At 60.4% G+C, this 24,536-nt stretch carries 25 protein-coding genes; 21 read left to right on the forward strand and 4 right to left on the reverse strand.

The window, feature by feature from the left end:
• Window positions 1-13 precede the first annotated feature (13 nt).
• From iscU to PseuLF5_RS23720, 18 genes are all read left to right on the forward strand, one after another.
• Complete coding sequence (gene iscU / locus PseuLF5_RS23635; RefSeq protein ID WP_003248539.1) at window positions 14-400, forward strand: Fe-S cluster assembly scaffold IscU; 387 nt, start codon at window positions 14-16, stop codon at window positions 398-400.
• Window positions 401-428: 28 nt separating this feature from the next.
• A complete protein-coding gene (iscA, locus tag PseuLF5_RS23640; RefSeq protein WP_003227904.1) occupies window positions 429-752 on the forward strand; it encodes an iron-sulfur cluster assembly protein IscA in 324 nt (107 codons plus the stop codon).
• An 8-nt stretch (window positions 753-760) separates the two neighbouring features.
• Window positions 761-1,282: a co-chaperone HscB gene (hscB, locus tag PseuLF5_RS23645; RefSeq protein ID WP_003227901.1), complete on the forward strand. Its 522-nt coding sequence runs from the start codon at window positions 761-763 to the stop codon at window positions 1,280-1,282.
• 51 nt (window positions 1,283-1,333) lie between these two features.
• Entirely contained in the window at window positions 1,334-3,199 is a 1,866-nt protein-coding gene (gene hscA, locus PseuLF5_RS23650) for a Fe-S protein assembly chaperone HscA (protein ID WP_186748231.1), read from the forward strand.
• Entirely contained in the window at window positions 3,199-3,540 is a 342-nt protein-coding gene (fdx, locus tag PseuLF5_RS23655) for an ISC system 2Fe-2S type ferredoxin (RefSeq protein ID WP_025109219.1), read from the forward strand. Before hscA ends, fdx begins: the two co-directional genes overlap by 1 nt.
• A gap of 14 nt (window positions 3,541-3,554) precedes the next feature.
• Window positions 3,555-3,755, forward strand: coding sequence for a Fe-S cluster assembly protein IscX (gene iscX / locus PseuLF5_RS23660; RefSeq protein WP_027619659.1), 201 nt, complete (start codon window positions 3,555-3,557; stop codon window positions 3,753-3,755).
• A gap of 88 nt (window positions 3,756-3,843) precedes the next feature.
• Window positions 3,844-4,269, forward strand: a complete 426-nt coding sequence (gene ndk, locus PseuLF5_RS23665; protein ID WP_003227894.1) for a nucleoside-diphosphate kinase — start codon at window positions 3,844-3,846, stop codon at window positions 4,267-4,269.
• A 28-nt stretch (window positions 4,270-4,297) separates the two neighbouring features.
• Window positions 4,298-5,446 (forward strand): 23S rRNA (adenine(2503)-C(2))-methyltransferase RlmN, encoded by a 1,149-nt coding sequence (gene rlmN / locus PseuLF5_RS23670; protein ID WP_123466031.1) that lies wholly within the window; start codon window positions 4,298-4,300, stop codon window positions 5,444-5,446.
• Window positions 5,447-5,458: 12 nt separating this feature from the next.
• A complete protein-coding gene (gene pilW / locus PseuLF5_RS23675; RefSeq protein ID WP_123466033.1) occupies window positions 5,459-6,217 on the forward strand; it encodes a type IV pilus biogenesis/stability protein PilW in 759 nt (252 codons plus the stop codon).
• A complete protein-coding gene (locus PseuLF5_RS23680; protein WP_340134828.1) occupies window positions 6,217-7,242 on the forward strand; it encodes a RodZ family helix-turn-helix domain-containing protein in 1,026 nt (341 codons plus the stop codon). The genes pilW and PseuLF5_RS23680 overlap by 1 nt, the downstream gene beginning before the upstream one ends.
• 3 nt (window positions 7,243-7,245) lie before the next feature.
• A complete protein-coding gene (gene ispG / locus PseuLF5_RS23685; RefSeq protein WP_025109215.1) occupies window positions 7,246-8,355 on the forward strand; it encodes a flavodoxin-dependent (E)-4-hydroxy-3-methylbut-2-enyl-diphosphate synthase in 1,110 nt (369 codons plus the stop codon).
• A 37-nt stretch (window positions 8,356-8,392) separates the two neighbouring features.
• Window positions 8,393-9,682, forward strand: a complete 1,290-nt coding sequence (gene hisS / locus PseuLF5_RS23690; protein WP_123466037.1) for a histidine--tRNA ligase — start codon at window positions 8,393-8,395, stop codon at window positions 9,680-9,682.
• Window positions 9,683-9,723: 41 nt separating this feature from the next.
• Complete coding sequence (locus tag PseuLF5_RS23695; RefSeq protein WP_123466039.1) at window positions 9,724-10,365, forward strand: YfgM family protein; 642 nt, start codon at window positions 9,724-9,726, stop codon at window positions 10,363-10,365.
• Entirely contained in the window at window positions 10,358-11,509 is a 1,152-nt protein-coding gene (gene bamB, locus PseuLF5_RS23700) for an outer membrane protein assembly factor BamB (RefSeq protein WP_340134829.1), read from the forward strand. The genes PseuLF5_RS23695 and bamB overlap by 8 nt, the downstream gene beginning before the upstream one ends.
• A 213-nt stretch (window positions 11,510-11,722) precedes the next feature.
• Entirely contained in the window at window positions 11,723-13,195 is a 1,473-nt protein-coding gene (der, locus tag PseuLF5_RS23705; RefSeq protein ID WP_123466043.1) for a ribosome biogenesis GTPase Der, read from the forward strand.
• Window positions 13,196-13,347: 152 nt separating this feature from the next.
• Window positions 13,348-14,496, forward strand: a complete 1,149-nt coding sequence (locus PseuLF5_RS23710; RefSeq protein WP_340134830.1) for a pyridoxal phosphate-dependent aminotransferase — start codon at window positions 13,348-13,350, stop codon at window positions 14,494-14,496.
• Window positions 14,484-15,275 (forward strand): amidohydrolase, encoded by a 792-nt coding sequence (locus PseuLF5_RS23715; protein ID WP_340134831.1) that lies wholly within the window; start codon window positions 14,484-14,486, stop codon window positions 15,273-15,275. The genes PseuLF5_RS23710 and PseuLF5_RS23715 overlap by 13 nt, the downstream gene beginning before the upstream one ends.
• 81 nt (window positions 15,276-15,356) lie before the next feature.
• A complete protein-coding gene (locus PseuLF5_RS23720; RefSeq protein ID WP_123466048.1) occupies window positions 15,357-15,755 on the forward strand; it encodes a hypothetical protein in 399 nt (132 codons plus the stop codon).
• A 147-nt stretch (window positions 15,756-15,902) separates the two neighbouring features.
• Here the strand turns inward: PseuLF5_RS23720 and leuA are convergent, their stop codons facing one another.
• The 4 genes from leuA to PseuLF5_RS23740 all read right to left on the reverse strand — a co-directional run bounded on the left by leuA (window position 15,903) and on the right by PseuLF5_RS23740 (window position 21,284).
• Window positions 15,903-17,582: a 2-isopropylmalate synthase gene (leuA, locus tag PseuLF5_RS23725; RefSeq protein ID WP_340134832.1), complete on the reverse strand. Its 1,680-nt coding sequence runs from the start codon at window positions 17,580-17,582 to the stop codon at window positions 15,903-15,905.
• 462 nt (window positions 17,583-18,044) lie between these two features.
• Window positions 18,045-18,869 (reverse strand): M23 family metallopeptidase, encoded by an 825-nt coding sequence (locus PseuLF5_RS23730; RefSeq protein WP_186748227.1) that lies wholly within the window; start codon window positions 18,867-18,869, stop codon window positions 18,045-18,047.
• 3 nt (window positions 18,870-18,872) lie between these two features.
• Window positions 18,873-20,252 (reverse strand): exodeoxyribonuclease VII large subunit, encoded by a 1,380-nt coding sequence (xseA, locus tag PseuLF5_RS23735; protein WP_123466054.1) that lies wholly within the window; start codon window positions 20,250-20,252, stop codon window positions 18,873-18,875.
• Between the two features lie 87 nt (window positions 20,253-20,339).
• Window positions 20,340-21,284: a LysR family transcriptional regulator gene (locus tag PseuLF5_RS23740; protein ID WP_340134833.1), complete on the reverse strand. Its 945-nt coding sequence runs from the start codon at window positions 21,282-21,284 to the stop codon at window positions 20,340-20,342.
• Window positions 21,285-21,384: 100 nt separating this feature from the next.
• Here PseuLF5_RS23740 and PseuLF5_RS23745 point away from each other — a divergent pair, with 100 nt between their 5' ends.
• The 3 genes from PseuLF5_RS23745 (at window position 21,385) to guaB (ending at window position 24,469) form a co-directional block, all read left to right on the forward strand.
• Window positions 21,385-22,152, forward strand: a complete 768-nt coding sequence (locus PseuLF5_RS23745; RefSeq protein ID WP_222834354.1) for a sulfite exporter TauE/SafE family protein — start codon at window positions 21,385-21,387, stop codon at window positions 22,150-22,152.
• Window positions 22,153-22,334: 182 nt separating this feature from the next.
• Window positions 22,335-22,883 carry a sugar ABC transporter ATPase gene (locus PseuLF5_RS23750; RefSeq protein ID WP_123466059.1) on the forward strand — a complete coding sequence of 183 codons (549 nt, stop codon included), beginning with the start codon at window positions 22,335-22,337 and terminating at the stop codon, window positions 22,881-22,883.
• A 116-nt stretch (window positions 22,884-22,999) separates the two neighbouring features.
• Window positions 23,000-24,469: an IMP dehydrogenase gene (gene guaB / locus PseuLF5_RS23755; RefSeq protein WP_123466061.1), complete on the forward strand. Its 1,470-nt coding sequence runs from the start codon at window positions 23,000-23,002 to the stop codon at window positions 24,467-24,469.
• The last annotated feature ends 67 nt before the right edge of the window (window positions 24,470-24,536 follow it).

Raw genomic sequence — 24,536 nt, forward strand, 5'->3', positions numbered from 1 at the left:
AGGATTGAGAATCATGGCTTACAGCGAAAAGGTCATCGACCACTACGAAAACCCGCGCAACGTCGGCAAGATGAATGCCGAAGATCCGGATGTCGGCACCGGCATGGTCGGCGCGCCGGCGTGCGGCGACGTGATGCGTCTGCAGATCAAGGTCAACGAGCAGGGCGTGATTGAAGACGCCAAGTTCAAGACTTACGGCTGCGGTTCGGCAATCGCTTCCAGCTCCCTTGCCACCGAGTGGATGAAGGGCAAGACCCTGGACGAAGCGGAAACCATCAAGAACACTCAGCTGGCCGAAGAACTGGCCCTGCCGCCAGTGAAAATCCACTGCTCGGTACTCGCTGAAGATGCCATCAAGGCAGCTGTTCGCGATTACAAGCAGAAGAAAGGCTTGATCTAAGCATTGGGCGACGAGTAAGGAGTCAACGATGGCTATCAGCATGACAGAAGCGGCTGCTCGACACGTGCGACGCTCCCTCGACGGGCGCGGCAAAGGTGAAGGGATTCGTCTGGGTGTTCGCACCACAGGCTGTTCCGGCCTTGCCTACGTGCTGGAGTTTGTCGACGAGGTGGTTGCCGAGGATCAGGTGTTCGAGAGTCACGGCGAAAAAGTGATCATCGACCCGAAAAGCCTGGCTTACCTGGACGGCACCGAGCTCGATTTCGTCAAGGAAGGGTTGAACGAAGGCTTCAAGTTCAACAATCCCAACGTACGCGGTGAATGTGGCTGCGGCGAAAGCTTCAACATCTGAGGCTTGTCGTGGGTATTCCTTGTCATTTCGCTTTATTCGAGCTGCAACCGAGCTTCCGCCTGGATCTCGAGCAGTTGGCCACGCGCTATCGTGAGTTGGCGCGCGGCGTTCATCCTGACCGCTTTGCCGACGCTTCCGAGCGCGAGCAGCGGTCGGCGCTCGAGCAGTCTGCACGGCTCAACGACGCCTATCAGACGCTGAAGAGTCCGGCCCAGCGCGCTCGCTACCTGCTGACCATCAGTGGGCATGAAGTGCCGATGGAGGTCACGGTTCACGACCCCGAGTTTCTTTTGCAGCAGATGCAATGGCGCGAAGAGCTCGAAGACCTCCAGGACAGCGCCGATCTTGACGGTGTTGCTGTGTTCAAGCGGCGCCTGAAAGTCGCTCAGGAACAGTTGAACGAAAGCTTCGCAGCCTGTTGGGATGATGCAGCGCAACGCGAACAGGCCGAGCGCCTGATGCGACGCATGCAGTTCCTCGACAAGCTCACCTACGAAGTGCGCCAGTTAGAAGAGCGCCTCGACGATTAACCCAGTGCCGCTCCGGTCGCACGCCTGATATACAGATAAGTCCTGATCACGATGGCCCTACTGCAGATCGCCGAACCCGGCCAAAGTCCTCAACCGCACCAGCGTCGTCTGGCTGTGGGGATCGACTTGGGCACTACCAATTCGCTGGTCGCTGCGTTGCGCAGTGGTCTTTCCGAGCCACTGGCCGACGCTGACGGGCAGGTCATCCTGCCGTCCGCCGTGCGTTATCACGCTGATCGCGTCGAGGTTGGCGAATCGGCCAAGCTGGCCGCGTCCTCCGATCCCTTGAACACTGTGCTGTCGGTCAAGCGCCTGATGGGGCGCGGTCTGTCCGACGTCAAGCAATTGGGCGAGCAACTGCCGTACCGCTTTGTCGGCGGCGAATCGCACATGCCGTTCATCGACACCGTGCAGGGCCCGAAAAGCCCGGTCGAAGTCTCTGCCGATATCCTCAAGGTCCTGCGTCAGCGTGCTGAAGCGACTTTGGGTGGCGAGCTGGTTGGCGCGGTGATCACCGTTCCGGCGTATTTCGACGATGCGCAACGTCAAGCCACCAAGGATGCGGCAAAACTCGCCGGTCTGAACGTGCTGCGTCTGCTCAACGAGCCGACCGCAGCCGCTGTGGCTTATGGTCTGGATCAACATGCCGAAGGCCTGGTTGCTATCTATGACCTGGGCGGCGGCACCTTCGATATTTCGATTTTGCGCCTGACTGGCGGTGTTTTCGAAGTGCTGGCCACCGGCGGCGACAGCGCTCTGGGTGGCGATGACTTCGACCACGCGATTGCCGGCTGGATCATCGAGAGCGCCGGCCTGTCCGCCGATCTCGATCCAGGCGCACAACGCAATCTGCTGCAAACCGCCTGCGCGGCCAAAGAAGCCCTGACCGATGCCGCCAGCGTTGAAGTTGCCTACGGTGACTGGAAAGCGCAGTTGACCCGCGAAGCCTTCGATGCGCTGATCGAACCGATGGTTGCCCGCAGCCTGAAAGCCTGCCGTCGTGCCGTGCGCGATTCCGGTATCGAACTGGAAGACGTACACGCCGTGGTCATGGTCGGCGGTTCGACCCGTGTGCCGCGTGTGCGCGAAGCGGTCGCCGAAGCTTTTGGTCGTCAGCCATTGACGGAAATCGACCCGGATCAAGTGGTGGCCATCGGGGCCGCGATCCAGGCGGATACGCTGGCTGGCAACAAGCGTGATGGCGGCGAACTGCTGCTGCTCGACGTGATTCCGCTGTCCCTGGGGCTGGAAACCATGGGCGGGCTGATGGAGAAGGTGATTCCGCGCAACACCACCATCCCGGTCGCTCGCGCTCAGGACTTCACCACTTATAAAGATGGCCAGTCGGCCATGGCGATCCACGTGTTGCAGGGCGAGCGCGAGCTGATCAGCGACTGCCGCTCCCTGGCACGCTTCGAACTGCGCGGCATTCCAGCAATGGTGGCCGGGGCGGCGAAGATTCGCGTGACCTTCCAGGTCGATGCCGACGGTCTGCTCAGCGTGTCCGCCCGTGAACTGGGTTCGGGCGTTGAGGCGAGTATTCAGGTCAAGCCGTCGTACGGACTGACCGACGGCGAAATCGCCAAGATGCTCAAGGACTCGTTCCAGCACGCCAACGACGACAAGGTCGCCCGTGTTCTGCGTGAGCAGCAAGTCGATGCCCAGCGCCTGATCGAAGCGGTGCAGGGCGCTCTGGAGGCCGATGGCGAGCGTTTGCTCGACGCCGAAGAGCGCATGGTCATCGACCTGCAGGTGCAGGAACTGACTGAACTGATGAAAGGCACCGATGGTTACGCCATCGAGCAGCAGACCAAGCGTCTGTCGCAAGTGACCGATGCTTTTGCTGCCCGCCGCATGGATCTGACGGTGAAAGCCGCTCTGTCGGGGCGCAATCTGAATGAAATCGAGGATATCTGATGCCGCAGGTCATTTTTCTGCCACACGAGAAGTTTTGCCCTGAGGGCATGGTGGTCGAGGCTGCGCCCGGCACATCTATTCTTGAACTGGCCCACGAACACCATATCGAGATGGAAAGTGCCTGTGGCGGCGTCTGCGCTTGCACCACGTGCCACTGCATCATCCGCGAGGGTTTCGACTCGCTGGAAGAGGCGGACGAGCTGGAAGAAGACTTTCTCGATCGCGCCTGGGGTCTTGAAGCGCAGTCGCGTCTGGCCTGTCAGGCTATCGTCGGTGAAGAAGACATCACCGTCGAAATCCCGAAATATTCGCTTAACCATGCGGCTGAAGCGCCGCACTGACTGGTAAGACTGTCATGAGCTACGGTTGGAATGATGTTCAACGCATTGCAGAAGAATTGGCCGAAGCCAAACCGGATGTAGATCCGCTTTCTGTCAATTTCGTCGACCTGCAGCGATGGATCATGGAACTGCCTGACTTCGACAACACCTCTGGCCGTGTCGGCGAGAAGGTGTTGGAAGCGGTTCAGGCGCTCTGGATCGAAGAAGTCGACTGATCGTCCTCGCAGGTTAGGCAATACCCAAGAACCCGCGTATAATTCGCGGGTTTAATTTTTCGCAAATTACCGTTTCTGGAGTTACACCATGGCTGTTCAACGTACTTTCTCCATCATCAAGCCTGACGCCGTTGCTAAAGGCGCTGCCGGCGAAATCGTTACCCGCTTCGAAAAGGCTGGTCTGAAAGTTGTTGCTTCGAAAATGAAGCAGCTGTCCAAAGCCGAAGCTGAAGGCTTCTACGCTGAGCACAAAGAGCGTGGTTTCTTCGGTGACCTGGTTGCTTTCATGATCTCCGGTCCGGTTGTTGTTCAGGTTCTGGAAGGCGAAAACGCTATCGCTCGCAACCGTGAGCTGATGGGCGCTACCAACCCTAAAGAAGCTGCTGCCGGCACCATCCGTGCTGACTTCGCTGAGTCGATCGACGCCAACGCCGTTCACGGTTCGGACTCCGAAGCCGCTGCTGCTCGCGAAATCTCGTACTTCTTCGCAGCTACTGAAGTAACCACTCGCTAAGCATTGGCTTGAGAGTGAAGGTGAATCCATGACTACATCGACTGTTAAAACAAACCTGCTGGGTCTGACCCAGCCGGAAATGGAAAAATTCTTCGACTCAATCGGGGAGAAGCGTTTCCGTGCCGGTCAGGTAATGAAATGGATTCACCACTTTGGCGTCGATGATTTCGACGCCATGACGAACGTCAGCAAGGCCCTGCGCGACAAGCTCAAGGCTATTGCCGAGGTTCGTGGTCCCGAAGTGGTCAGCGAGGACATCTCCAGCGACGGCACCCGTAAGTGGGTGGTGCGCGTGGCGTCCGGCAGCTGTGTCGAGACCGTGTACATTCCCCAGGGCAAACGCGGCACGCTGTGCGTTTCGTCCCAGGCAGGCTGTGCCCTGGACTGCAGTTTCTGCTCCACCGGCAAGCAAGGCTTCAACAGCAACCTCACTGCCGCCGAAGTCATCGGTCAGGTGTGGATTGCCAACAAATCTTTCGGCAGTGTTCCGGCTACCATCGACCGCGCCATCACCAACGTGGTGATGATGGGCATGGGCGAACCGCTGCTGAACTTCGACAACGTCGTGGCCGCCATGCATCTGATGATGGATGACCTCGGCTACGGGATCTCCAAGCGCCGCGTGACCCTGTCCACGTCTGGTGTGGTGCCGATGATCGATGAGCTGGCCAAGCACATCGACGTCTCCCTGGCGTTGTCCCTGCACGCACCGAATGACGCATTACGTAACCAATTGGTGCCGATCAACAAGAAGTATCCGCTTAAGATGCTTCTCGAGTCGTGCCAGCGCTACATGTCCGCCCTCGGCGAGAAGCGTGTGCTGACCATCGAGTACACCTTGCTCAAGGACGTCAACGACAAACTTGAGCACGCCGTGGAAATGATCGAGTTGCTGAAAGACATTCCGTGCAAGATCAACCTGATCCCGTTCAACCCGTTCCCGCACTCCGGGTACGAGCGGCCGAGCAACAACGCTATCCGCCGGTTCCAGGATCAACTGCATCAGGCCGGTTACAACGTCACCGTCCGCACCACCCGTGGTGAAGACATCGACGCCGCGTGTGGCCAATTGGTAGGGCAGGTGCTGGATCGCACCCGTCGCAGCGAACGTTACATCGCCGTGCGTGAGTTGAGCGCCGACAGCGATCTGGCACAGAACGCCGCGAACACTAACTAAGAGAGGATCTCTATGTCCCTGCGCTTTGCGCTGCTGTTGCTGATAGCCAGCCTGTGTGCTGGTTGTGTCCTGTCGGGTGACTACAACCCGATGAAGACCAGCAAGGGCCGCGATGAAGCGCGGGCTGCCTACGTGCAGTTGGGCCTGGGGTACTTGCAGCAGGGCATGACCGAGCGGGCCAAGGTGCCGCTGAAGAAGGCGCTGGAGCTTGACGATTCCGACCCTGACGCCAATGCCGCCCTCGGGCTGGTGTTTCAGGCCGAAATGGAGCCGAAACTGGCTGACGAGCACTTTCGCAAAGCCCTGTCCTCCCGACCCGCCGATGCGCGCACCCTCAACAACTACGGCAGTTTTCTCTACGAAGAACAGCGTTACAAGGAAGCCTACGAGCGTTTTGAACAGGCCGCCGCCGATACCCTGTATCCTGAGCGTTCGCGAGTGTTCGAGAACCTCGGCATGACGGCGGCGAAGCTCGGTCAGCGCGATCTGGCGCAGCAGCAGCTGGAAAAGGCTCTGCGTCTGAATCGTCAACAACCGCGTGCCTTGCTGGAAATGGCTGAGTTGTCCTTCGAAGACAGGCATTATGTGCCCGCGCGTGACTATTACGACCGTTTCAGCCTGCTAACCGAGCAAAATGCACGTAGTCTATTGCTCGGCGTTCGGCTGGCAAAAGTGTTTGAAGATCGCGACAAGGCCGCCAGTTACGGCCTGCAATTAAAACGACTCTATCCCGGTACGCCGGAATATCAGCAATACCTGTCGGAGCAATGATGAAAGCGGCGCATCCCGAAGTTGTAGCAGCGAATCGCGTTAACCCCGGTGAGACTCTGCGCCAGGCCCGCGAAAGCAATGGCTGGTCGCTGGCCGAAGTGGCCCTCAAGCTCAACCTCACCGTGACTTCCCTGAGCAATCTTGAAGCCGGCGCTTTCGACAAGCTGCCGGGGCATACCTTTGCTCGCGGTTACATTCGCGCCTATGCCAAATTGCTCGGCATGGACCAGACCGTTCTGGTTCAGCAATTCGACCAGTCCACCGGTACCGACTCCCAGGGCAGCAACGTCCACGCCCTGGGCCGTATCGAAGAGCCAGTGCGGGTCTCCCACACGATCTTGCGTATCGTCAGCCTGTTGTTGCTGATCGCGGTCATCGGCGGCGGGTTCGTCTGGTGGCAGGATCAGACGTCGCAGCGGATCAAGGATTTGACCACCCTGGCCCCGGAGCACGTCGAAGTCGAAGGCGCCGACGGCACTACCCAGATTCATCCGATCGACGAGCCGGAAGACCAGGCTGTCGCGCAAAACCAGGCCGAAAGCTCGACTTCCCTGGCCTTGCCACCCTCCGAAACCACCGCAGAATCGACCGGTGCCGAGCCTGTTGCTCCGGCGACGGCACCAACTGCGCCGGCGGTAGCGCCAACCGCACCGGTTCATACCCCGGCGCCGGTCGTTGCCCCTGCGGCGACTCCGGCACCTGCTGTTCCGGACACGCCTGCGCCAACCGTCACTGCACCGGTAGCGCCTGCGCCGACCGCAGAAGTGGCGGCTCCGGCGGCCGGCGATGGTCAGGTTCAGTTGCAATTCACCGGCGATTGCTGGGCACAAGTCACCGATGGCCGTGGCAAAGTGCTGTTCAGCGGTCTGAAGCATAAAGGCGACAGCGTGGCTGTCAGCGGCAAGCCGCCGCTCAGTGTGCGCCTGGGTGTTGCCCGCGCCGCACAGGTCAGCTACAACGGCCAGCCGGTCGATGTCGCTCCGTTCACCAGTGGCGAGACTGCTCGCCTGAAGTTGGGTCAATAAGTCATGCACGGCGAATCTCCAATCAAACGTCGCGTTTCGCGCAAGATCTGGGTCGGTAACGTACCTGTTGGCGGCGATGCGCCTATCGCTGTGCAGAGCATGACCAACAGCGACACCAATGATGTGGCTGCCACCGTTGCCCAGATCAATCGTCTGGAAGCGGCCGGCGTCGACATCGTCCGCGTTTCGGTACCGGACATGGACGCCGCCGAGGCGTTCGGCAAGATCAAGCAACTGGTCAAGGTGCCGCTGGTTGCCGACATCCACTTCGACTACAAGATTGCCTTGCGCGTCGCCGAACTGGGTGTGGACTGCCTGCGTATCAACCCGGGCAACATCGGTCGTGAAGACCGCGTGCGCGCCGTGGTCGATGCTGCCCGTGATCGCGGTATTCCGATCCGCATCGGCGTCAACGCCGGTTCCCTGGAAAAAGACCTGCAAAAGAAGTACGGCGAGCCGACCCCGGCCGCCCTGGTCGAATCCGCCCTGCGTCACGTCGAGCACCTCGAACGCCTGAATTTCCAGGACTTCAAGGTCAGCGTGAAGGCCTCTGACGTGTTCATGGCCGTCGAAGCCTACCGCTTGCTGGCCAAGGAAATCGTCCAGCCGCTGCACCTGGGCATTACCGAAGCCGGTGGATTGCGTTCGGGCACAGTGAAATCCGCCGTGGGCCTAGGTATGCTGCTCGCCGAGGGGATTGGCGATACTATCCGCATCTCGCTGGCGGCTGACCCGGTCGAGGAAGTGAAGGTCGGTTACGACATTCTCAAGTCTTTGCATCTGCGTTCCCGTGGCATCAACTTCATCGCCTGCCCGAGCTGCTCGCGGCAGAACTTCGATGTGGTCAAGACCATGAACGAGCTGGAAGGGCGTCTTGAAGACCTGCTGGTGCCGCTGGATGTCGCGGTGATCGGTTGTGTGGTCAATGGCCCCGGCGAAGCCAAGGAAGCCCATATCGGCTTGACCGGCGGTACGCCAAACCTGATTTACATCGACGGCAAGCCGTCGCAGAAACTGACGAATGACAATCTGGTGGACGAGCTGGAAAAGCTGATCCGCGAGAAAGCGGCCGAGAAGGTCGAAGCTGACGCAGCGGTTATCGCGCGCGGCTGAGCCTGACTGAAGCGCCGAACGAATTTAAGGATTTAAAGTGAGCAAGTCTTTGCAAGCCATACGTGGCATGAACGACATCCTGCCCGAACAGACCCCGCTGTGGCGTTATTTCGAAGGCACCGTTGCGCGTTTGCTGGATAACTACGGTTACAAGCAGATCCGCATGCCGATCGTCGAATTCACCGAGCTGTTCAAGCGCTCGATCGGTGAAGTGACCGACATCGTCGAAAAAGAGATGTACACCTTCGAAGACCGCAATGGCGACTCCCTGACCCTGCGTCCGGAAGGTACCGCGGCGTGCGTGCGTGCGGTGCTCGAACACGGCATCACCGGCGGTGGCCAGGTGCAGAAACTCTGGTACATCGGCCCGATGTTCCGCCACGAGCGTCCGCAGAAAGGCCGCTATCGCCAGTTCCACCAGATCGGTCTGGAGGTGTTCAACCTCGACGGTCCGGACATCGACGCCGAGCTGATCATCATGACCTGGCGCCTGTGGGGCGAGCTGGGCATCCGTGATGCGGTCAAGCTCGAACTCAACAGCCTGGGCACCAGCGAGTCCCGTGGTCGTTACCGTGAAGCGCTGGTCGAGTACCTCTCGGCGCACCACGACAAGCTCGACGAAGACAGCCAGCGTCGCCTGAAAACCAATCCGCTGCGCGTGCTCGACACCAAAAATGCCGACACTCAAGCGGTGCTGGTCGGTGCGCCGAAGATGGCGGACTATCTGGATGACGAATCCCGTGCCCACTTCGAAGGCCTGAAGGCGCGTCTGGATGCCGTCGGCATTCCGTACGTGCTCAACCCGAAGCTGGTACGCGGCCTCGATTACTACAGCAAAACCGTATTCGAATGGGTCACCGACAAGCTCGGCGCCCAGGGCACTGTCTGCGCGGGCGGTCGTTACGACGGTCTGGTCGAGCAGATGGGCGGCAAGCCGACCACCGGCGTGGGTTTCGCCATGGGCATCGAACGTCTGGTGCTGATGCTGGAAACCCTCGAGCAGATCCCGGAAGAAATCTCCCGTCAGGTCGACGTCTACCTCTGCGCCTTCGGTGAGCAAGCCGAACTGGCCGGCCTGGCCCTGGCCGAGCGTGTCCGCGATCAGCTTCCAAACCTGCGTCTGCAAGTCAATGCCGGCGCCGGCAGCTTCAAAAGCCAGTTCAAGAAAGCCGACAAGAGCGGTGCGCTGTACGCACTGATCCTGGGTGACGACGAAATGGCCCAGCAAGTGGTAGGTTTCAAACCCCTGCGTGGCCAGGGCGAACAACAAAGCATTGCCTGGGATGCGCTCGCCGCTCACCTGGCCACCTGCGTCGTGCAGGGTTGAAGCTGTCTAAACAGCCGATTTAGCGATTAAGGAGTATTGGGGTGTCGAGTACCGAAGACGAACAGTTGGCGGATTTGAAGGACTGGTGGACACGCAACGGCAAACCTCTGGTCACCGGCGGCCTGTTGGCACTGGTTATCGTGTTCGGCTGGCAGGCCTATCACAAGTATCAGAGCAACCAGTCGCAAGGCGCCTCGGTGCTTTATCAGCAACTGCTGGAAACCACGCTGACGCCTGACGGCAAGCCTGATGCGGCCCGCGTTGCGGATCTGGCCGGCAAGCTCAACAGCGAATTCGGCGGCACCGCGTACGCGCAGTACGGCAGCCTGTTCGTGGCAAAAGTGGCGGTCGACAGCGGCAAGCTGGACGACGCGGCGACCGAGCTCAAAGCCATTGTCGACAAACCGGCCAACCCGGCGCTGGGCGAAATCGCCCGTCAGCGTCTGGCGCAGGTGTTCGGCGCGCAGAACAAGGCCGAAGACGCCCTGAAACTGCTCGACGGCGACGCCGACAAAGCGTTCCTGGCCACTCGCGAAGAACTCAAGGGCGACCTGCTGGTGCAGTTGGGCCGTACCGATGACGCGAACAAGGCGTATCAAAAAGCCAAGGCAGCACTGTCGGATGAAGCGGCGGTCGGTGGCCTTCAAATCAAGCTCGACGACCTGGCCAAAGGGGATGCGTGACGTGATCCGTTGGAAGCATGCAGCATTGCTGGCTCTGGCCTTGTTGGCCGCGGGTTGCAGCAGCAACAGCAAAAAAGAATTGCCACCGGCCGAGCTGACCGACTTCAAAGAAGAAGTGGTTCTGCACAAGCAGTGGAGTCGTTCGATCGGTGACGGTCAGGGCGAAACCTACAACATGCTGGTGCCGGCGATCGACGGTGACACCATCTACGCCGCCGATGTAACCGGCGTGGTGATGGCCATGGATCGCGGCAATGGCGACGTGAAATGGAAGCAGGATCTTGATCTGCCTGTCTCCGGCGCTGTCGGCGTTGGCTACGGTCTGGTGCTGATCGGTACGCTGCGTGGCGAAGTCGTCGCTCTGGACACCAGCAACGGTGAAGAGAAATGGCGTACACGCGTCAACAGCGAAGTCCTCGCGCCACCGGCCAACAACGGTGACGTCGTAGTGGTGCAGACCCAGGACGATCGTCTGATCGGTCTGGATGCTGCCACCGGTACGCAACGCTGGGTGTATGACAGCACCCCGGCCGTGCTGACCCTGCGTGGCACCAGTGCACCGCTGGTGACCAACCGCCTCGCGGTGGCAGGTTTGTCCACCGGTAAAGTGGTCGCGCTGGACATTTCCAACGGCGTGCCGGTCTGGGAACAACGGATCGCGATTCCACAGGGTCGTTCGGAACTGGAGCGCGTGGTCGACATCGACGGCGGCCTGCTGCTGTCCGCCGGCACCCTGTACGTGGCCAGCTATCAGGGTCGCGTGGCGGCACTGGATCTGGAAAGCGGCCGTCAACTCTGGCAGCGCGATGCGTCGAGCTATGCCGGTATTGCCCAAGGTTTCGGCAGCGTTTACGTGAGCCTCTCCTCGGGCACCGTTGAAGGCGTCGACGAGCGTTCCACCACCGCGCTGTGGAGCAACGACTCGCTGGCTCGTCGTCAACTGTCGGCTCCGGAAGTGTTCTCCAGCTATGTTGCAGTAGGTGACCTGGAAGGTTATCTGCACCTGCTGAGTCAGGTTGACGGTCGTTTCGTCGGCCGTGAGCGCATCGACAGCGACGGCCTGCGTGCCCGTCCGCTGGTGGTGGGTGACACGATTTATGTGTATGGCAACAGCGGCAAACTGGAAGCCCTGACCATCAAGTAAGAACTATGCTTGGGGTTAACACCCCCAGGCAGCTTCACTGGTAGGAGCGAGCCTGCTCGCGAAGGGCGTCAACGATGACGCGTACAGCCTGAATAGACGCGGTGCTGTTAGCGTTTTTCGCGAGCAAGCCCGCTCCCACAGTGTTGCCCCGAGCACCAGCCGCTGCCTCGCAGCGGCTTTTGTATTTTCTGAAATAACGAAGTGGAGAGCCGCATGGTTCCCGTAATCGCCCTGGTGGGCCGACCGAACGTCGGCAAATCCACCTTGTTCAACCGCCTGACCAGGACTCGCGACGCCATTGTCGGCGACTTGTCCGGTCTGACCCGTGATCGCCAGTACGGTGAGGCCAAGTGGCAAGGGCGTTCCTACATTCTGATCGACACCGGCGGTATCTCCGGTGACGAACATGGTATGGACGAAAAAATGGCCGAGCAGTCGCTGCTGGCCATCGAAGAGGCAGATGTTGTTCTGTTCCTGGTAGATGCCAAGGCTGGTTTCACCGCCGCCGACCAGATGATCGCCGAACACCTGCGCAAACGTAACAAGCGTTCCCACGTGGTGGCCAACAAGGTCGACAACATCGACCCGGAAATGGCTCGCGCCGAGTTCGCCCCGCTGGGCATGGGCCACGCGATCCCGATCGCCGGTGCTCACGGCCGTGGTATCACGCAGTTGCTGGAAGCCGCTCTGAGCGATTTCCCGCGTGACGATGACGAGCCGCAGGAAGGCGAAGAGGAAGAGATCGTTGCCGAAGGCGAGGAAGCCAAGCGCATTCCTGGCCCGAGCGAAAAAGACGGGATCAAGATCGCCATCATCGGTCGTCCGAACGTGGGTAAATCGACCCTGGTCAACCGCATGCTCGGTGAAGACCGGGTGATCGTCTATGACCAGCCCGGCACCACCCGCGACAGTATCTACATCCCGTTCGAACGGAATGAAGAGAAGTACACGCTGATCGACACCGCCGGTGTGCGCAAGCGCGGCAAGATCCACGAAGAAGTCGAAAAGTTCTCCGTGGTCAAAACCCTGCAGGCGATCAAAGACGCCAACGTGGTGATCTTCGTGATGGACGCCCGCGAAGGCGTGGTCGATCACGACCTCAACCTGCTGGGCTTCGCCCTTGAAGCCGGTCGGGCGCTGGTGATCGCGATCAACAAGTGGGACGGCATGACGCCGAGCGAGCGCGACTTTGTGAAGGTCGAGCTGCAGCGTCGCCTGTTCTTCGTCGACTTCGCCGACATCCACTTCATCTCGGCGCTGCACGGTACCGGCGTGGGCAACCTCTACGCTTCGGTGCAGAACTCGTTCAAGTCGGCGGTCACCCGCTGGCCGACGAGCCGCCTGACCCAGATCCTTGAAGACGCGGTCAGCGAGCACCAGCCGCCGATGGTCAACAGCCGCCGGATCAAGCTGCGTTACGCTCACCTGGGGGGGGCTAACCCGCCGATCATCGTGATCCACGGTAACCAGATCGAGAAAGTGCCGAAGTCCTACGTGCGCTATCTGGAAAACACCTACCGTCGTGTGCTGAAGCTGGTCGGTACGCCGATCCGCATCGAGTTCAAGGGTGGCGAGAACCCGTACGAAGGCAACAAGAACACGCTGACCGACCGTCAGGTCAACAAGAAGCGTCGTTTGATGTCGCACAACAAGAAAGCCAGCAAGAAGCGTCGCGACAAGAAGTAAAAAGCAGCTTCAAGTTTCGAGCTGCAAGCTTCAAGTAAAAGCGATAAAGCAGAGAGGGCTTCGTATGAAGCCCTTTTTTGTGGGCGCGGGTTTTTGCTTGCAGCTTGCAGCTTGACGCTTGAAACTTGCAATTCACCTGCAAGGGGCTTTCGATGATCACCAGTAAGCTGCCGAATGTCGGCATCACGATTTTCACGCAGATGTCTCAGCTCGCGGCGCAAACCGGGGCCATCAACCTTTCCCAGGGGTTCCCTGATTTCGACGGCCCGCAATCCCTGCGCGACGCGGTGGCTCGGCACGTTGCCGGCGGCCATAACCAGTATTCACCCATGACCGGTCTGCCGGCGTTGCGTCAGCAGATAGCTGCGAAGATTGCCCGCAGTTACGGGGTTAATGTCGATGCCGACCACGAAGTGACCGTCACACCGGGCGCGACCCAGGCGATCTTCTGTGCGATTCAGGCAGTTATCCACAGCGGCGACGAAGTCATCGTCTTCGACCCGTGCTACGACAGCTACGAGCCGGCGACGGAGCTGGCAGGTGGCCGTTGCGTGCATGTGCAGCTGAGTCCGGACGATTTCTCCATTGATTTCGACAAGCTCGCCACGGCCCTGAGTCCGCGCACGAAAATGATCGTTCTCAACACCCCGCACAACCCCAGCGGCGCACTGATCAGCCGTGCCGAGCTCGACCAGTTGGCGGCCCTGATCCGGGGGCGCGACATCTACCTGATCAGCGACGAAGTCTATGAACACCTGGTGTTCGACGGCGTGCCGCATGTCAGCGTACTGGCCCATGAGGAGCTGTATCAGCGCGCCTTCGTCGTCAGCTCGTTCGGCAAGACTTACCACGTGACCGGCTGGAAGACTGGCTATGTGGTCGCTCCCCCGGCGCTGACCGCCGAACTGCGCAAGGTGCACCAGTACGTCAGTTTCTGCGGTGTGACGCCGCTGCAATATGCCCTGGCCGATTACATGGCCGAGCATCCCGAGCACGTCGAGGAACTGCCGGGCTTCTATCAGGCCAAGCGCGATCTGTTCTGCGATCTGCTGGCGCCGTCGCGCTTCAGCTTTACCCGGGTCACCGGCACCTATTTTCAACTGGTCGATTACTCGCAGATCCGCCCCGACCTGAATGACGTCGAGATGGCCATGTGGATGACCCGCGAGCACGGTGTGGCGAGTATTCCAGTGTCGGTGTTCTACCAGAATCCACCCGAAGGCCAGCGCCTCGTGCGTCTGTGCTTCGCCAAACGCGAGGAGACGCTGCGCGAAGCAGCGGCAAAACTATGCGCGATCTGAGTGCGTTACCCGATCTCAATCTGGCGCTGATCCAGACCAGTCTGGCGTGGCACGATCGCCAGGCCAATCTCGAGCATTTCGAGCAGTTGCTGGAACAGGCGCGCGGTGCGGATCTGATCATTCTGCCGGAGATGTTTACCACCGGTTTCTCCATGGAGTCCGCGACCCTCGCCGAAGCCGAAAATGGCCCGACCAGCAAATGGCTGCGGGTGCAGGCGGCGAAGTTCAATGCCGTGATCACCGGCAGCGTGATCATTCAGGCGGCTGACGGCAGCCATCGCAACCGCTTGTTGTGGGCGCGGCCGGACGGTGAAGTGCTGCATTACGACAAGCGTCACCTGTTCCGCATGGCCGGCGAGCACAACCACTACACCCCCGGCGAACGCCAGGTGCAGTTCGAACTCAAGGGCTGGCGGGTACGGGCGCTGATTTGTTACGACCTGCGCTTCCCGGTGTGGAGCCGTGATGCGCAGGACACTGACTTGCTGCTGTACACCGCCAACTGGCCGGGGGCTCGGCGTCTGCACTGGAATCGCCTGTTGCCGGCGCGGGCCATCGAAAACCTCTGTTACGTGGCGGCGGTGAATCGTGTCGGCACCGACGGCAAGGGCTTCGCTTACACCGGCGACAGTCAGGTCCTGGATTTCCAGGGCGAAATGTTACTGGCGGCAGGGGAGGCCGACGGTGTGTTCAAGGCCGTACTGGAAGCCGCGCCGCTGGCGGCTTATCGCGAGCGCTTTCCGGCAAATCTGGACGCGGACACCTTTGAGCTCATCTGAGGTTTGTATGGAAACTCATACAATTGCGTTCAGATTTGGCGGTGTTTGCCGATAGGAAGATCAGCCAAGGAGGATTTTCCAATGACCAGCATCAGCGCCACCGCCGTCAATCCCTATCCGGTTACGCCGTCAAAAGTGTCGATCCGCGACCCGCAAGAGCAAACCGCCAACCCGTTGAACGCCACCGATGCCAATGGTGACGGTGAGCTGCGCGTGAACAGCGCAGATGCCAACATCGCTTCAGTCGGCGATGCTGGCAGTCCGATCGAAGCCCTGAAAAAGCAGATCGCCGAGGCGCAGAAGTTGTTGGCCGAGCAGCAGGCTCAGTTGGCCAGCAGCGAGCGCGGCAACGCCAGCGCGGAGCAAAAGGCTCAGCAGGTGATGGAAATCCAGACACAGATCGCCGTGACGGCCAGCAACATTCAAGTGCTGCAGGCGACCTTGTTGCAGGCAATGTTGAGTGTCGATGTGCACGCCTGAGATTTTTCTCGCTTGATCTGGCTTCTTCGCGGGCAAGTCGAAACGTCGCACCGCCTACGAAGAGGCCACTGAAGTCAGCGTAAAGGCACCAGGCAAAAAAAGGCCCCGAGGTTCGCACCCCGGGGCCTTTTGTATTTCAGCGAAGGCTTAAGCCGCTTTCGCTTCCGGCTGGCTCAACGAGCGGTTCAGCGCGCTGAACAGGGCCTTGAAGCTGGCCGTGGTGATGTTTTCATCAATGCCCACGCCGTGTACCGCACGCTCGCCGTTCACCCGCAATTCGATGTAGGCCGCTGCCTTGGCGTTGGTCCCCGCGCCGATGGCGTGTTCGTTGTAGTCCATGATTTCCACCGGAATCGGCAGGCCGGCCACCAGTGCTTCCAGCGCACCGTTGCCCTTGCCGCGCCAGTGCAGGTTGGTTTCGCCCTGACCCTTGCTCGCCACTTCCACTTCGACGGCGCTGTTGCCGTTTTCTTCCTGCAGGCGATGGCTGACCAGTGCGTAGGGGGTGTTGGCTTGCAGGTATTCGCTGATCAACAGCGAGTGGATCTGCTTGGCGGTCATCTCAAGGCCCAGGCGATCGGTTTCACGCTGCACGACCTGGCTGAACTCGATCTGCATGCGACGTGGCAGGCTGATGCCGTATTCCTGCTCCAGCAAGTAAGCGATACCGCCCTTGCCCGACTGGCTGTTGACGCGAATCACCGCCTCGTAGCTGCGGCCGATGTCGGCCGGGTCGATCGGCAGGTACGGCACTTCCCACAAGGTGTCCGGTTGCTGCTGGGCGAAGCCCTTGCGGATCGCGTCCTGGTGCGAGCCGGAGAATGCGGTGTGGACCAGATCGCCCACGTACGGGTGACGTGGGTGCACCTGAATCTGGTTGCACTCTTCGACGACTTTGCGCACGCCGTCGATGTCGGAGAAGTCCAGCTCAGGGTCGACGCCCTGGGTGTACATGTTCAGGGCCACGGTGACGAGGTCGACGTTACCGGTACGCTCGCCGTTGCCGAACAGGCAGCCTTCGACGCGATCCGCGCCGGCCATCAGGCCCAACTCGGTGGCGGCGACGCCGGTGCCACGGTCGTTGTGGGTGTGCAGGCTGATGATCACGCTGTCACGACGGTTGATGTTGCGGGCAAACCATTCGATCTGGTCGGCGTAGACGTTCGGGGTCGCGCATTCGACGGTGGCCGGCAGGTTGAGGATCATCTTGTGCTCAGGCGTCGGGTTCCAGACCTCGATCACTGCATCGCAGACTTCCTTGGCAAATTCCAGCTCGGTGGCGCTGAAGGTTTCCGGCGAGTACTCGAAGGTCCACTCGGTGTCCGGCTGCATGGCTGCGTATTTGACGAACAGCTTGGCGGCGTTCACGGCGATGGCCTTGATACCGTCCTTGTCCTGGTTGAAGACGATGCGACGGAAGGACGGCGAGGTGGCGTTGTACAAGTGAACGATGGCTTTCTTCGCCCCGCGCAGGGATTCGAAGGTGCGCTCGATCAGGTCTTCACGGCCCTGGGTCAACACCTGGATGGTGGTGTCGTCCGGAATGTGGCCTTCTTCGATCAGGGTACGCACGAAGTCGAAGTCGGTTTGCGAAGCGGCCGGGAACGAGGCTTCGATTTCCTTCACTCCCACCTGAACCAGGGTCTTCCAGAAGCGCAGCTTCTTCACCGCGTCCATCGGCTCGATCAACGACTGGTTACCGTCACGCAGGTCGGAGCTGCACCAGATCGGCGCGGCGTCGATGGTTTTCGACGGCCAGGTGCGATCCGGCAAGTTGATGACGGGGAACGCGCGGTATTTCGAAGACGGATCTTTGAGCATGCTCATCGGGAAATTCCTTATTGTCTGGGCCGAAAAGAGGCGGCCTGCCGGTGGAACAAAAGTTCTTGGAAAAGCGTGGGACGAGGCGCAGCGATTCAGCCCGGCAGTCGTGCGCTGACGAGGCACAGGCTGCGGTGCTGGCGAAGCTGAATAAGGGTGTGAGAGGTTTTCATGCCTTAAACCCTAACCGCGAGGGGAGAGGATGGCAAGCAGTCGAAAAAAATTGAGAGGAATACTCTGAAATTGGGGTTTTGCAGGATTTTATTGCGCTTAAGGCGGTAGATCTTGTTGATGTTTGCGTGAGGCTAGATTGGGGCGCAATCGAGGATTGTGGAGCGTTGGCAGGTATGAGTGTGTTTCACAGGCCGCCTTCGCGAGCAAGCTCGCTCCCACATCGGATCGTGTTCATGCACATATCCTTGTGGGAGCGAGCTTGCTCGCGAAGAGGCCATCAGCCCATTCAAATGTTTAAGGTTGGAACGCGCCAATGAAAATCGCCGGATCCACCCGGGCATCGTTCAGGCTGATGTTCCAGTGCATGTGCGGCCCGGTCGCCCGCCCGGTCGAGCCGACCTTGCCGACCACCGCGCCACGGGCCAGTTGATCGCCGACCTTCACATCAATTTTCGACATATGGCAGAACATGCTGATGAAGCCCTGCCCGTGATCGACAAACACCGTGTTGCCATTGAAGAAGTAGTTGCCGGTCAGAATCACCTTGCCCGCCGCCGGGGTCTTGATCGGCGTGCCGGCCGGTACCGCAAAGTCGAGACCAGCGTGAGGATTGCGCTCTTCGCCATTGAAGAAACGACGCACACCGAACTTGCTCGACAGCGGCCCGTTGACCGGTTTGTCCAGCAGCAGATTGCTCGGCGTGTTCGGGCTGAAGCTGCGATACGCCTTGATCTGCTCGGCCAGTTCACCCTCGATGCGCTTGAGGTTCGACTGATCCGGATTGACTTGCTGCTTGTTCTTCAGGGTGATGCGTTGTTCCGGATATTTCTTGTTGCCCACGGTGAACGGCAGATTACGCCCGCCACTGCTGATCTGCTGCGCGCCTGGTTTGACGGTTAGCGGCACGCCGACAATCGCCAGCCAGTTGTTCTGTTCTTTCACCACCAGCACCGGTTTGCCCTGATAGGTGGCTTTCGGTGCCTGCGCGGCTGCGCCCAGATCAACCACCGCCACACCGCCCGGCACCGGTTTGTTGAGTAGCCGGGTGATGTAGCTGTCGGCGTGGGCATTGAAAGTGGTCAAACACAGCAACAATAACGGAGCGAAAAAACGCGGCATGGATCAGTCCAGTAAAGAAAGGGTGACAGGCGTCAGGTGGTTGTCCTCGACGCGCACTTGCAGTTCGCCTTCGCCGAGTCTGGCCTTCAGGCGCTGCCCGGTGTGGGTCTGCGCGGCGTTGCGGATCGCGTGGCCACGCTCATCCAGCAGAATGCTGTAACCGCGACCGAGGGTCGCCAACGGGCTGACCACATGCAGCGTCTGCATCTGGCTGTGCAGTTGCAGGCGACGGCTTTTCAGGCCTTCGCGCATGGCCCGGGGCAGGCGTTCGGCGAGGCTGTCGAGGCGCTGGCGCAACATCGCCAGTTGGCGTCCGGGGTGTTGCCCGGCGAGTCGGGTTTCCAGGCGAATCAGGCGTTCGCGACGAGTATTGAGCTGACGCTCGAAGGCGCGGCGCATGCGCATGTCCAGGTCATCCAGACGCTGCGCCTGCTGGCGCAGACGTTCGCCGGGATGCCGCAGGCGCCGGGCCATGCCTTCCAGGCGCAGACGATCGCGCATCAAGCGGTCACGCATGCGCATCACCAAGCGGCGATGCAGGCTTTCGACCTGACGGATCAGATGACTGGAGTCGGGGGCGAGCAGTTCGGCAGCCGCCGACGGCGTGGGGGCGCGCACGTCGGCAACAAAGTCGCTGATCGACACGTCGGTTTCATGGCCGACAGCGCTGACAATCGGTGTTACACAGGCATCGACCGCGCGCGCCACAGCCTCTTCGTTGAAGCACCAGAGGTCTTCCAGCGAGCCGCCGCCACGGGCGAGGATCAGCGCGTCGAAACCGCGGGCGTCGGCCAGCTTCAGTGCGCGGACAATCTGCGCGGTGGCCTCGCGGCCCTGTACGGCCGTGGGGATCAGCGTCAGTTGCACCTGCGGTGCACGGCGGCGGAACACGCTGATGATGTCGCGAATCACCGCGCCGGTCGGCGAACTGATGATGCCGATGCGCTGCGGATGCGCCGGCAGCGGCACTTTGCGCTCGGCGCTGAACAGGCCTTCGGCGCTGAGTTTTTCCTTCAGCGCATCGAACGCCAGACGCAGCGCGCCATCACCGGCCGGCTCGACGGTGTCGAGAATCAGTTGATAGTCGCCGCGGCCTTCGAACAGCGAAACCTTGCCCCGCACCTTCACGGCCAGGCCGTCCTTCAGCGCCTGGCGCACCCGCGCCGCGTTCTGCCGGAACAGCGCGCAACGCACCTGCGCGCCGCTGTCCTTGAGGGTGAAATACACATGGCCGGACGCCGGGCGGGCGAGGTTGGAGATTTCGCCTTCGACCCAGATGTTGCTGAACACGTCTTCGAGCAACACCCGCGCGCGGCCGTTGAGCTGGCTGACGGTCAGGACTTCGCGGTCAAGGCCGAGCCTTGAAAAGGGATCTTTAATCATGAGGCGCAGTTTAAAGGCATTTGCTGATCAATCTCCATGAATCACCACAAATCCAATTGTGGGAGCGAGCCTGCTCGCGCAAGCGTCTTATCCTTCTACATCTTCAGTGGCTGACAGGCCGCATTCGCGAGCAGGCTCGCTCCCACATGGGGGATTGCTGAAAGCCTGGATGAAGTGGTGGATCAGCGGGGTGGGGTTCTGGCGATAGGCGAGGGCGACGGTGCTTTGGCAATCGGCATCCGTCAACGGGAGAAATCGTACGCCGGGCGGCGCGATGTCCTGCATGGACTCAGGCAGCAGGGCGATGCCGAATCCGGCCTGGATCAATTGCAGCTGAGTGGTCTTGCGCGACATCACCCGCGCCGCTTTGGGGAAAAAGCCCTGGCGCATGCACAGGTCGGCACACAGATAACTGAGCCCGCCGCGCTGGGGATGAGGGATCGAGATGAACGCCTCGTCTCGCAGTTGCACCAGTTCGACAGAGGCCGAATCGGCCAGGCGATGATCGTTCGGCACCGCCAGCAGCAGGCGTTCGGTGAATACCGGCGCCACCTGAATCCCTTCACGCTGACGCAATACCGGCAGGCGCAGCAGGCCAACGTCGAGACGTCCTTCAGCCAGTTCTTCAAGCTGCGCCTCGGAGGACAGCTTGCCGAGGTCCAGCGATACGCCGGGCTGCTGATCGAGATAAGTGCTGATCCGACGTAATAAATGTCCGCTGATCGACACGGTGCTCGAGTGACTCAGGCGCAACGTGCCCCGCTGGCCGGTGCCGACTTCGGTTGTCATCGCGCAGGCTTTGCTCAGTTCATTGAGCAGGTTTCTGGCTCGCGGCAACAATGCCTCACCTGCCGCCGTGAGCCGTGGCTGGCGCGCGGTGCGCTCGAACAGCGGCGTTTGCAGGCGGGTTTCCATGTCCTTGATCTGCCGGCTCAGCGCCGATTGCGCGATAAACAGACGTTCAGCGGCCGCACTGAAACTGCCGCATTCGGCAATTTCCACGAAGTAGCGCAGTTGACGGGTCGAGAGCACGAGATATGCCTTTTCGAGATGAGTAAGCGGCTTTGAACATATTAGTCGCAACGCCTGGCGCTGGCTAAAGTCATCTCAGGCTTATGGGGGATGTGCAGTGATGAGTGTGCTGGGGTTGTTGAGTGAGTGGACGTGGGGCGCGGGTGGCTGGGCGATGATCGGGTTGGGGATCACGCTGGCCTATATTGTCTTCGGCATTGCCGGATTCGGCACGGCGCTGGTCGCGGGGCCGATGCTGATTCTGTTCATGCCGCTGTCGAAAATCGTGCCGTTGCTGGTGCTGCTGGATTTCGTCGCGGCGTTCGGCAATCTGCTGCCCTCGCGCCGGGACGTGGCGAAACCCGAGCTGCTGCGTTTGTTGCCGTGTATGGCGGTGGGTTGCACGTTGGGGGTGATTTTCCTGCTTAACCTCAAATCCGATGTGCTGTTGCTGTTGATGGGTCTGTTTATCAGCGCCTATGCCGTTTACAGCCTGTGGGTGAATGTGCGGCCGACACAATTGTCGGCGGCGTGGGCCGTGCCGATGGGCACGGTGGGCGGGTTGTTCGGGGCGTTATTCGGCAGTGGCGGCTTCTTGTATGCGATCTATCTCAACAGTCGTCTGCCAAAAGAGGCGGCCCGGGCCACGCAAAGTGCGCTGATCAGTTGCAGCACGGTGGTGCGTTTGAGCCTGTTCGCCATCGCCGGTGTGTATGCCGAGCTACCCTTGTTGATGCTGGCGCTGTGTCTGTTGCCGGCCATGGCATTGGGGCTGTGGATCGGGCGGCGGTTGACCATGCGTTTGTCGCGCGAGGCGTTTGTGCGGCTGGTGACGTGGCTGGTGCTGGCCAGCGGGATTGCGTTGATCGGACGCTATCTCGGCACTTGACCGGATTTTGTCAGGGATTAAGCTGCCGGCCGCGCTGACGCCTTCGCGGGCAAACCCGCTCCCACAGGTCTCTCGGGTGTACACAACATTTGTGACTGCCGAGATCTGTGGGAGCGGGCTTGCCCGCGAAAGCAGCGGAGTGAGCACCGCAGAATTTCCATTTGACGTCGCAGGCTGCACCCATGAATTCGCAAAGCATCATCGTCCCGAAAATCTCCACCCTGCCGGTCCACGAACCCCGGGCACGGGCGATCGTGCGTTGGCTGGTGCGCAAGAACATCGTCAAGGAAGAGCTCACGACCTGCGGACGCACCGGCAATCGCATGGGGTACGCCTTGGCTGACGGCGCGCGGGCGGTGGTGCTGCATCCCGAGGCGCTGCCGTTTGGCGAGCCGGTCAACGGGCTGGAGATCATCACCAAACGCTGCATCTATACACCGGCCAAGGGGTTTCTCGAAGAAGCCGGTTGCGCCGAGTGTCGCCGCGAGGTTGGCGAAGCGTTGTTCGAAAGCCTGGAAGACTGGATGCCCGGGCGCACCGACAACTTCACCTGCCCGGAATGCGGGCATGAAGACGACATCAACGGCTTTCTGTATTTGCAAGAGTGTGCGTTCTCCAACCTTGGCTTCATCTTCAACAACTGGCTGGAGGCCGGGTTCAAGCAGAGCTTTATCGACGAATTCGCCGATTGGCTCGATCAACCTGTCTCTTGGGTCAAGGTGGAGCTGTAGCGGCGGGGATCTCCGTATATCAGCAACATTGATATTAGGCTGAGTTTTACATTGAACAGCAGGGGGTGGATGACTATAATGGCGCGCTTCCATTTTCCCGCTCGGGAGCCCCCGCGATGCTGCGTATCAGCCAAGAAGCTCTGACATTCGACGACATTCTCCTAGTGCCCGGTTATTCCGAGGTGCTTCCTAACGAAGTCAGTCTCAAGACCCGCCTTACCCGTGGCATCGAGCTGAACATTCCTCTGGTTTCTGCCGCCATGGACACCGTTACTGAAGCCCGTCTGGCAATCGCCATGGCTCAGGAAGGTGGCATCGGCATTATCCACAAGAACATGACCATCGAGCAGCAAGCTGCCGAAGTGCGTAAGGTCAAGAAGTTCGAAGCCGGCGTCGTCAAGGATCCGATCACCATCGAGGCGGATGCCACGGTGCGTGACTTGTTCGACTTGACCCGCATGCACAACATTTCCGGCGTTCCGGTGCTGCACGATGGCGACCTGGTCGGCATCGTCACTTCCCGTGACGTACGCTTCGAAACACGTCTGGATGCCACCGTGCGCGAAGTGATGACGCCTAAAGAGCGTCTGGTCACTGTGCGCGAAGGCGCCGACAAGAACGAAGTCCGCGAGCTGTTGCACAAGCACCGCCTGGAAAAAGTCCTGATCGTCGACGACAAGTTTGCCCTCAAAGGCATGATGACCGTCAAAGACATCGAAAAAGCCAAAGCCTACCCGCTCGCCAGCAAGGACGATCAAGGTCGTCTGCGCGTTGGCGCTGCCGTCGGTACCGGTAAAGACACCGGTGACCGCGTTGCCGCGCTGGTCAATGCCGGTGTGGACGTCGTCGTGGTCGACACCGCGCACGGTCACTCCAAAGGTGTGATCGACCGCGTTCGCTGGGTCAAGGAAAACTTCCCTGAAGTGCAGGTGATCGGCGGCAACATCGCCACCGGCGCTGCCGCCAAGGCCCTGGCCGAAGCTGGCGCCGATGCGGTCAAGGTCGGTATCGGCCCAGGCTCGATCTGCACCACGCGTATCGTCGCCGGTGTCGGCGTGCCGCAAATCAGTGCCATCGCCAACGTCGCCGCTGCCCTCGAAGGCACTGGTGTTCCGTTGATCGCCGACGGCGGCATCCGTTTCTCCGGTGACCTGTCCAAGGCCATCGTGGCGGGTGCGTCCTGCGTGATGATGGGCTCGATGTTCGCCGGTACCGAAGAAGCGCCGGGCGAGATCGAACTGTTCCAGGGCCGTTCTTACAAGGCTTACCGCGGTATGGGTTCGCTGGGCGCCATGTCCCAGGCGCAAGGCTCGTCCGACCGTTACTTCCAGGACTCCTCGGCAGGCGCCGAGAAGCTGGTGCCGGAAGGTATCGAAGGCCGTGTGCCGTATAAAGGCACCCTGACTGCGATCATTCACCAGTTGATGGGCGGTCTGCGTTCCTCGATGGGTTACACCGGCAGTGCCGACATCGAAGAAATGCGCACCAAGCCCGAGTTCGTGCGGATCACCGGTGCCGGTATGGCCGAATCCCACGTTCACGACGTGCAGATCACCAAAGAAGCGCCAAACTACCGCGTAGGTTGAGCCTTCAAGCAACAAGCAAAGCAACCGGGGCTGTTTGATTCAGCCCCGAGTTGTTTCTGAATCACGA

The sequence above is a fragment of the Pseudomonas sp. LF-5 genome, from assembly GCF_037626295.1.
Classification (GTDB): domain Bacteria; phylum Pseudomonadota; class Gammaproteobacteria; order Pseudomonadales; family Pseudomonadaceae; genus Aquipseudomonas; species Aquipseudomonas monsensis.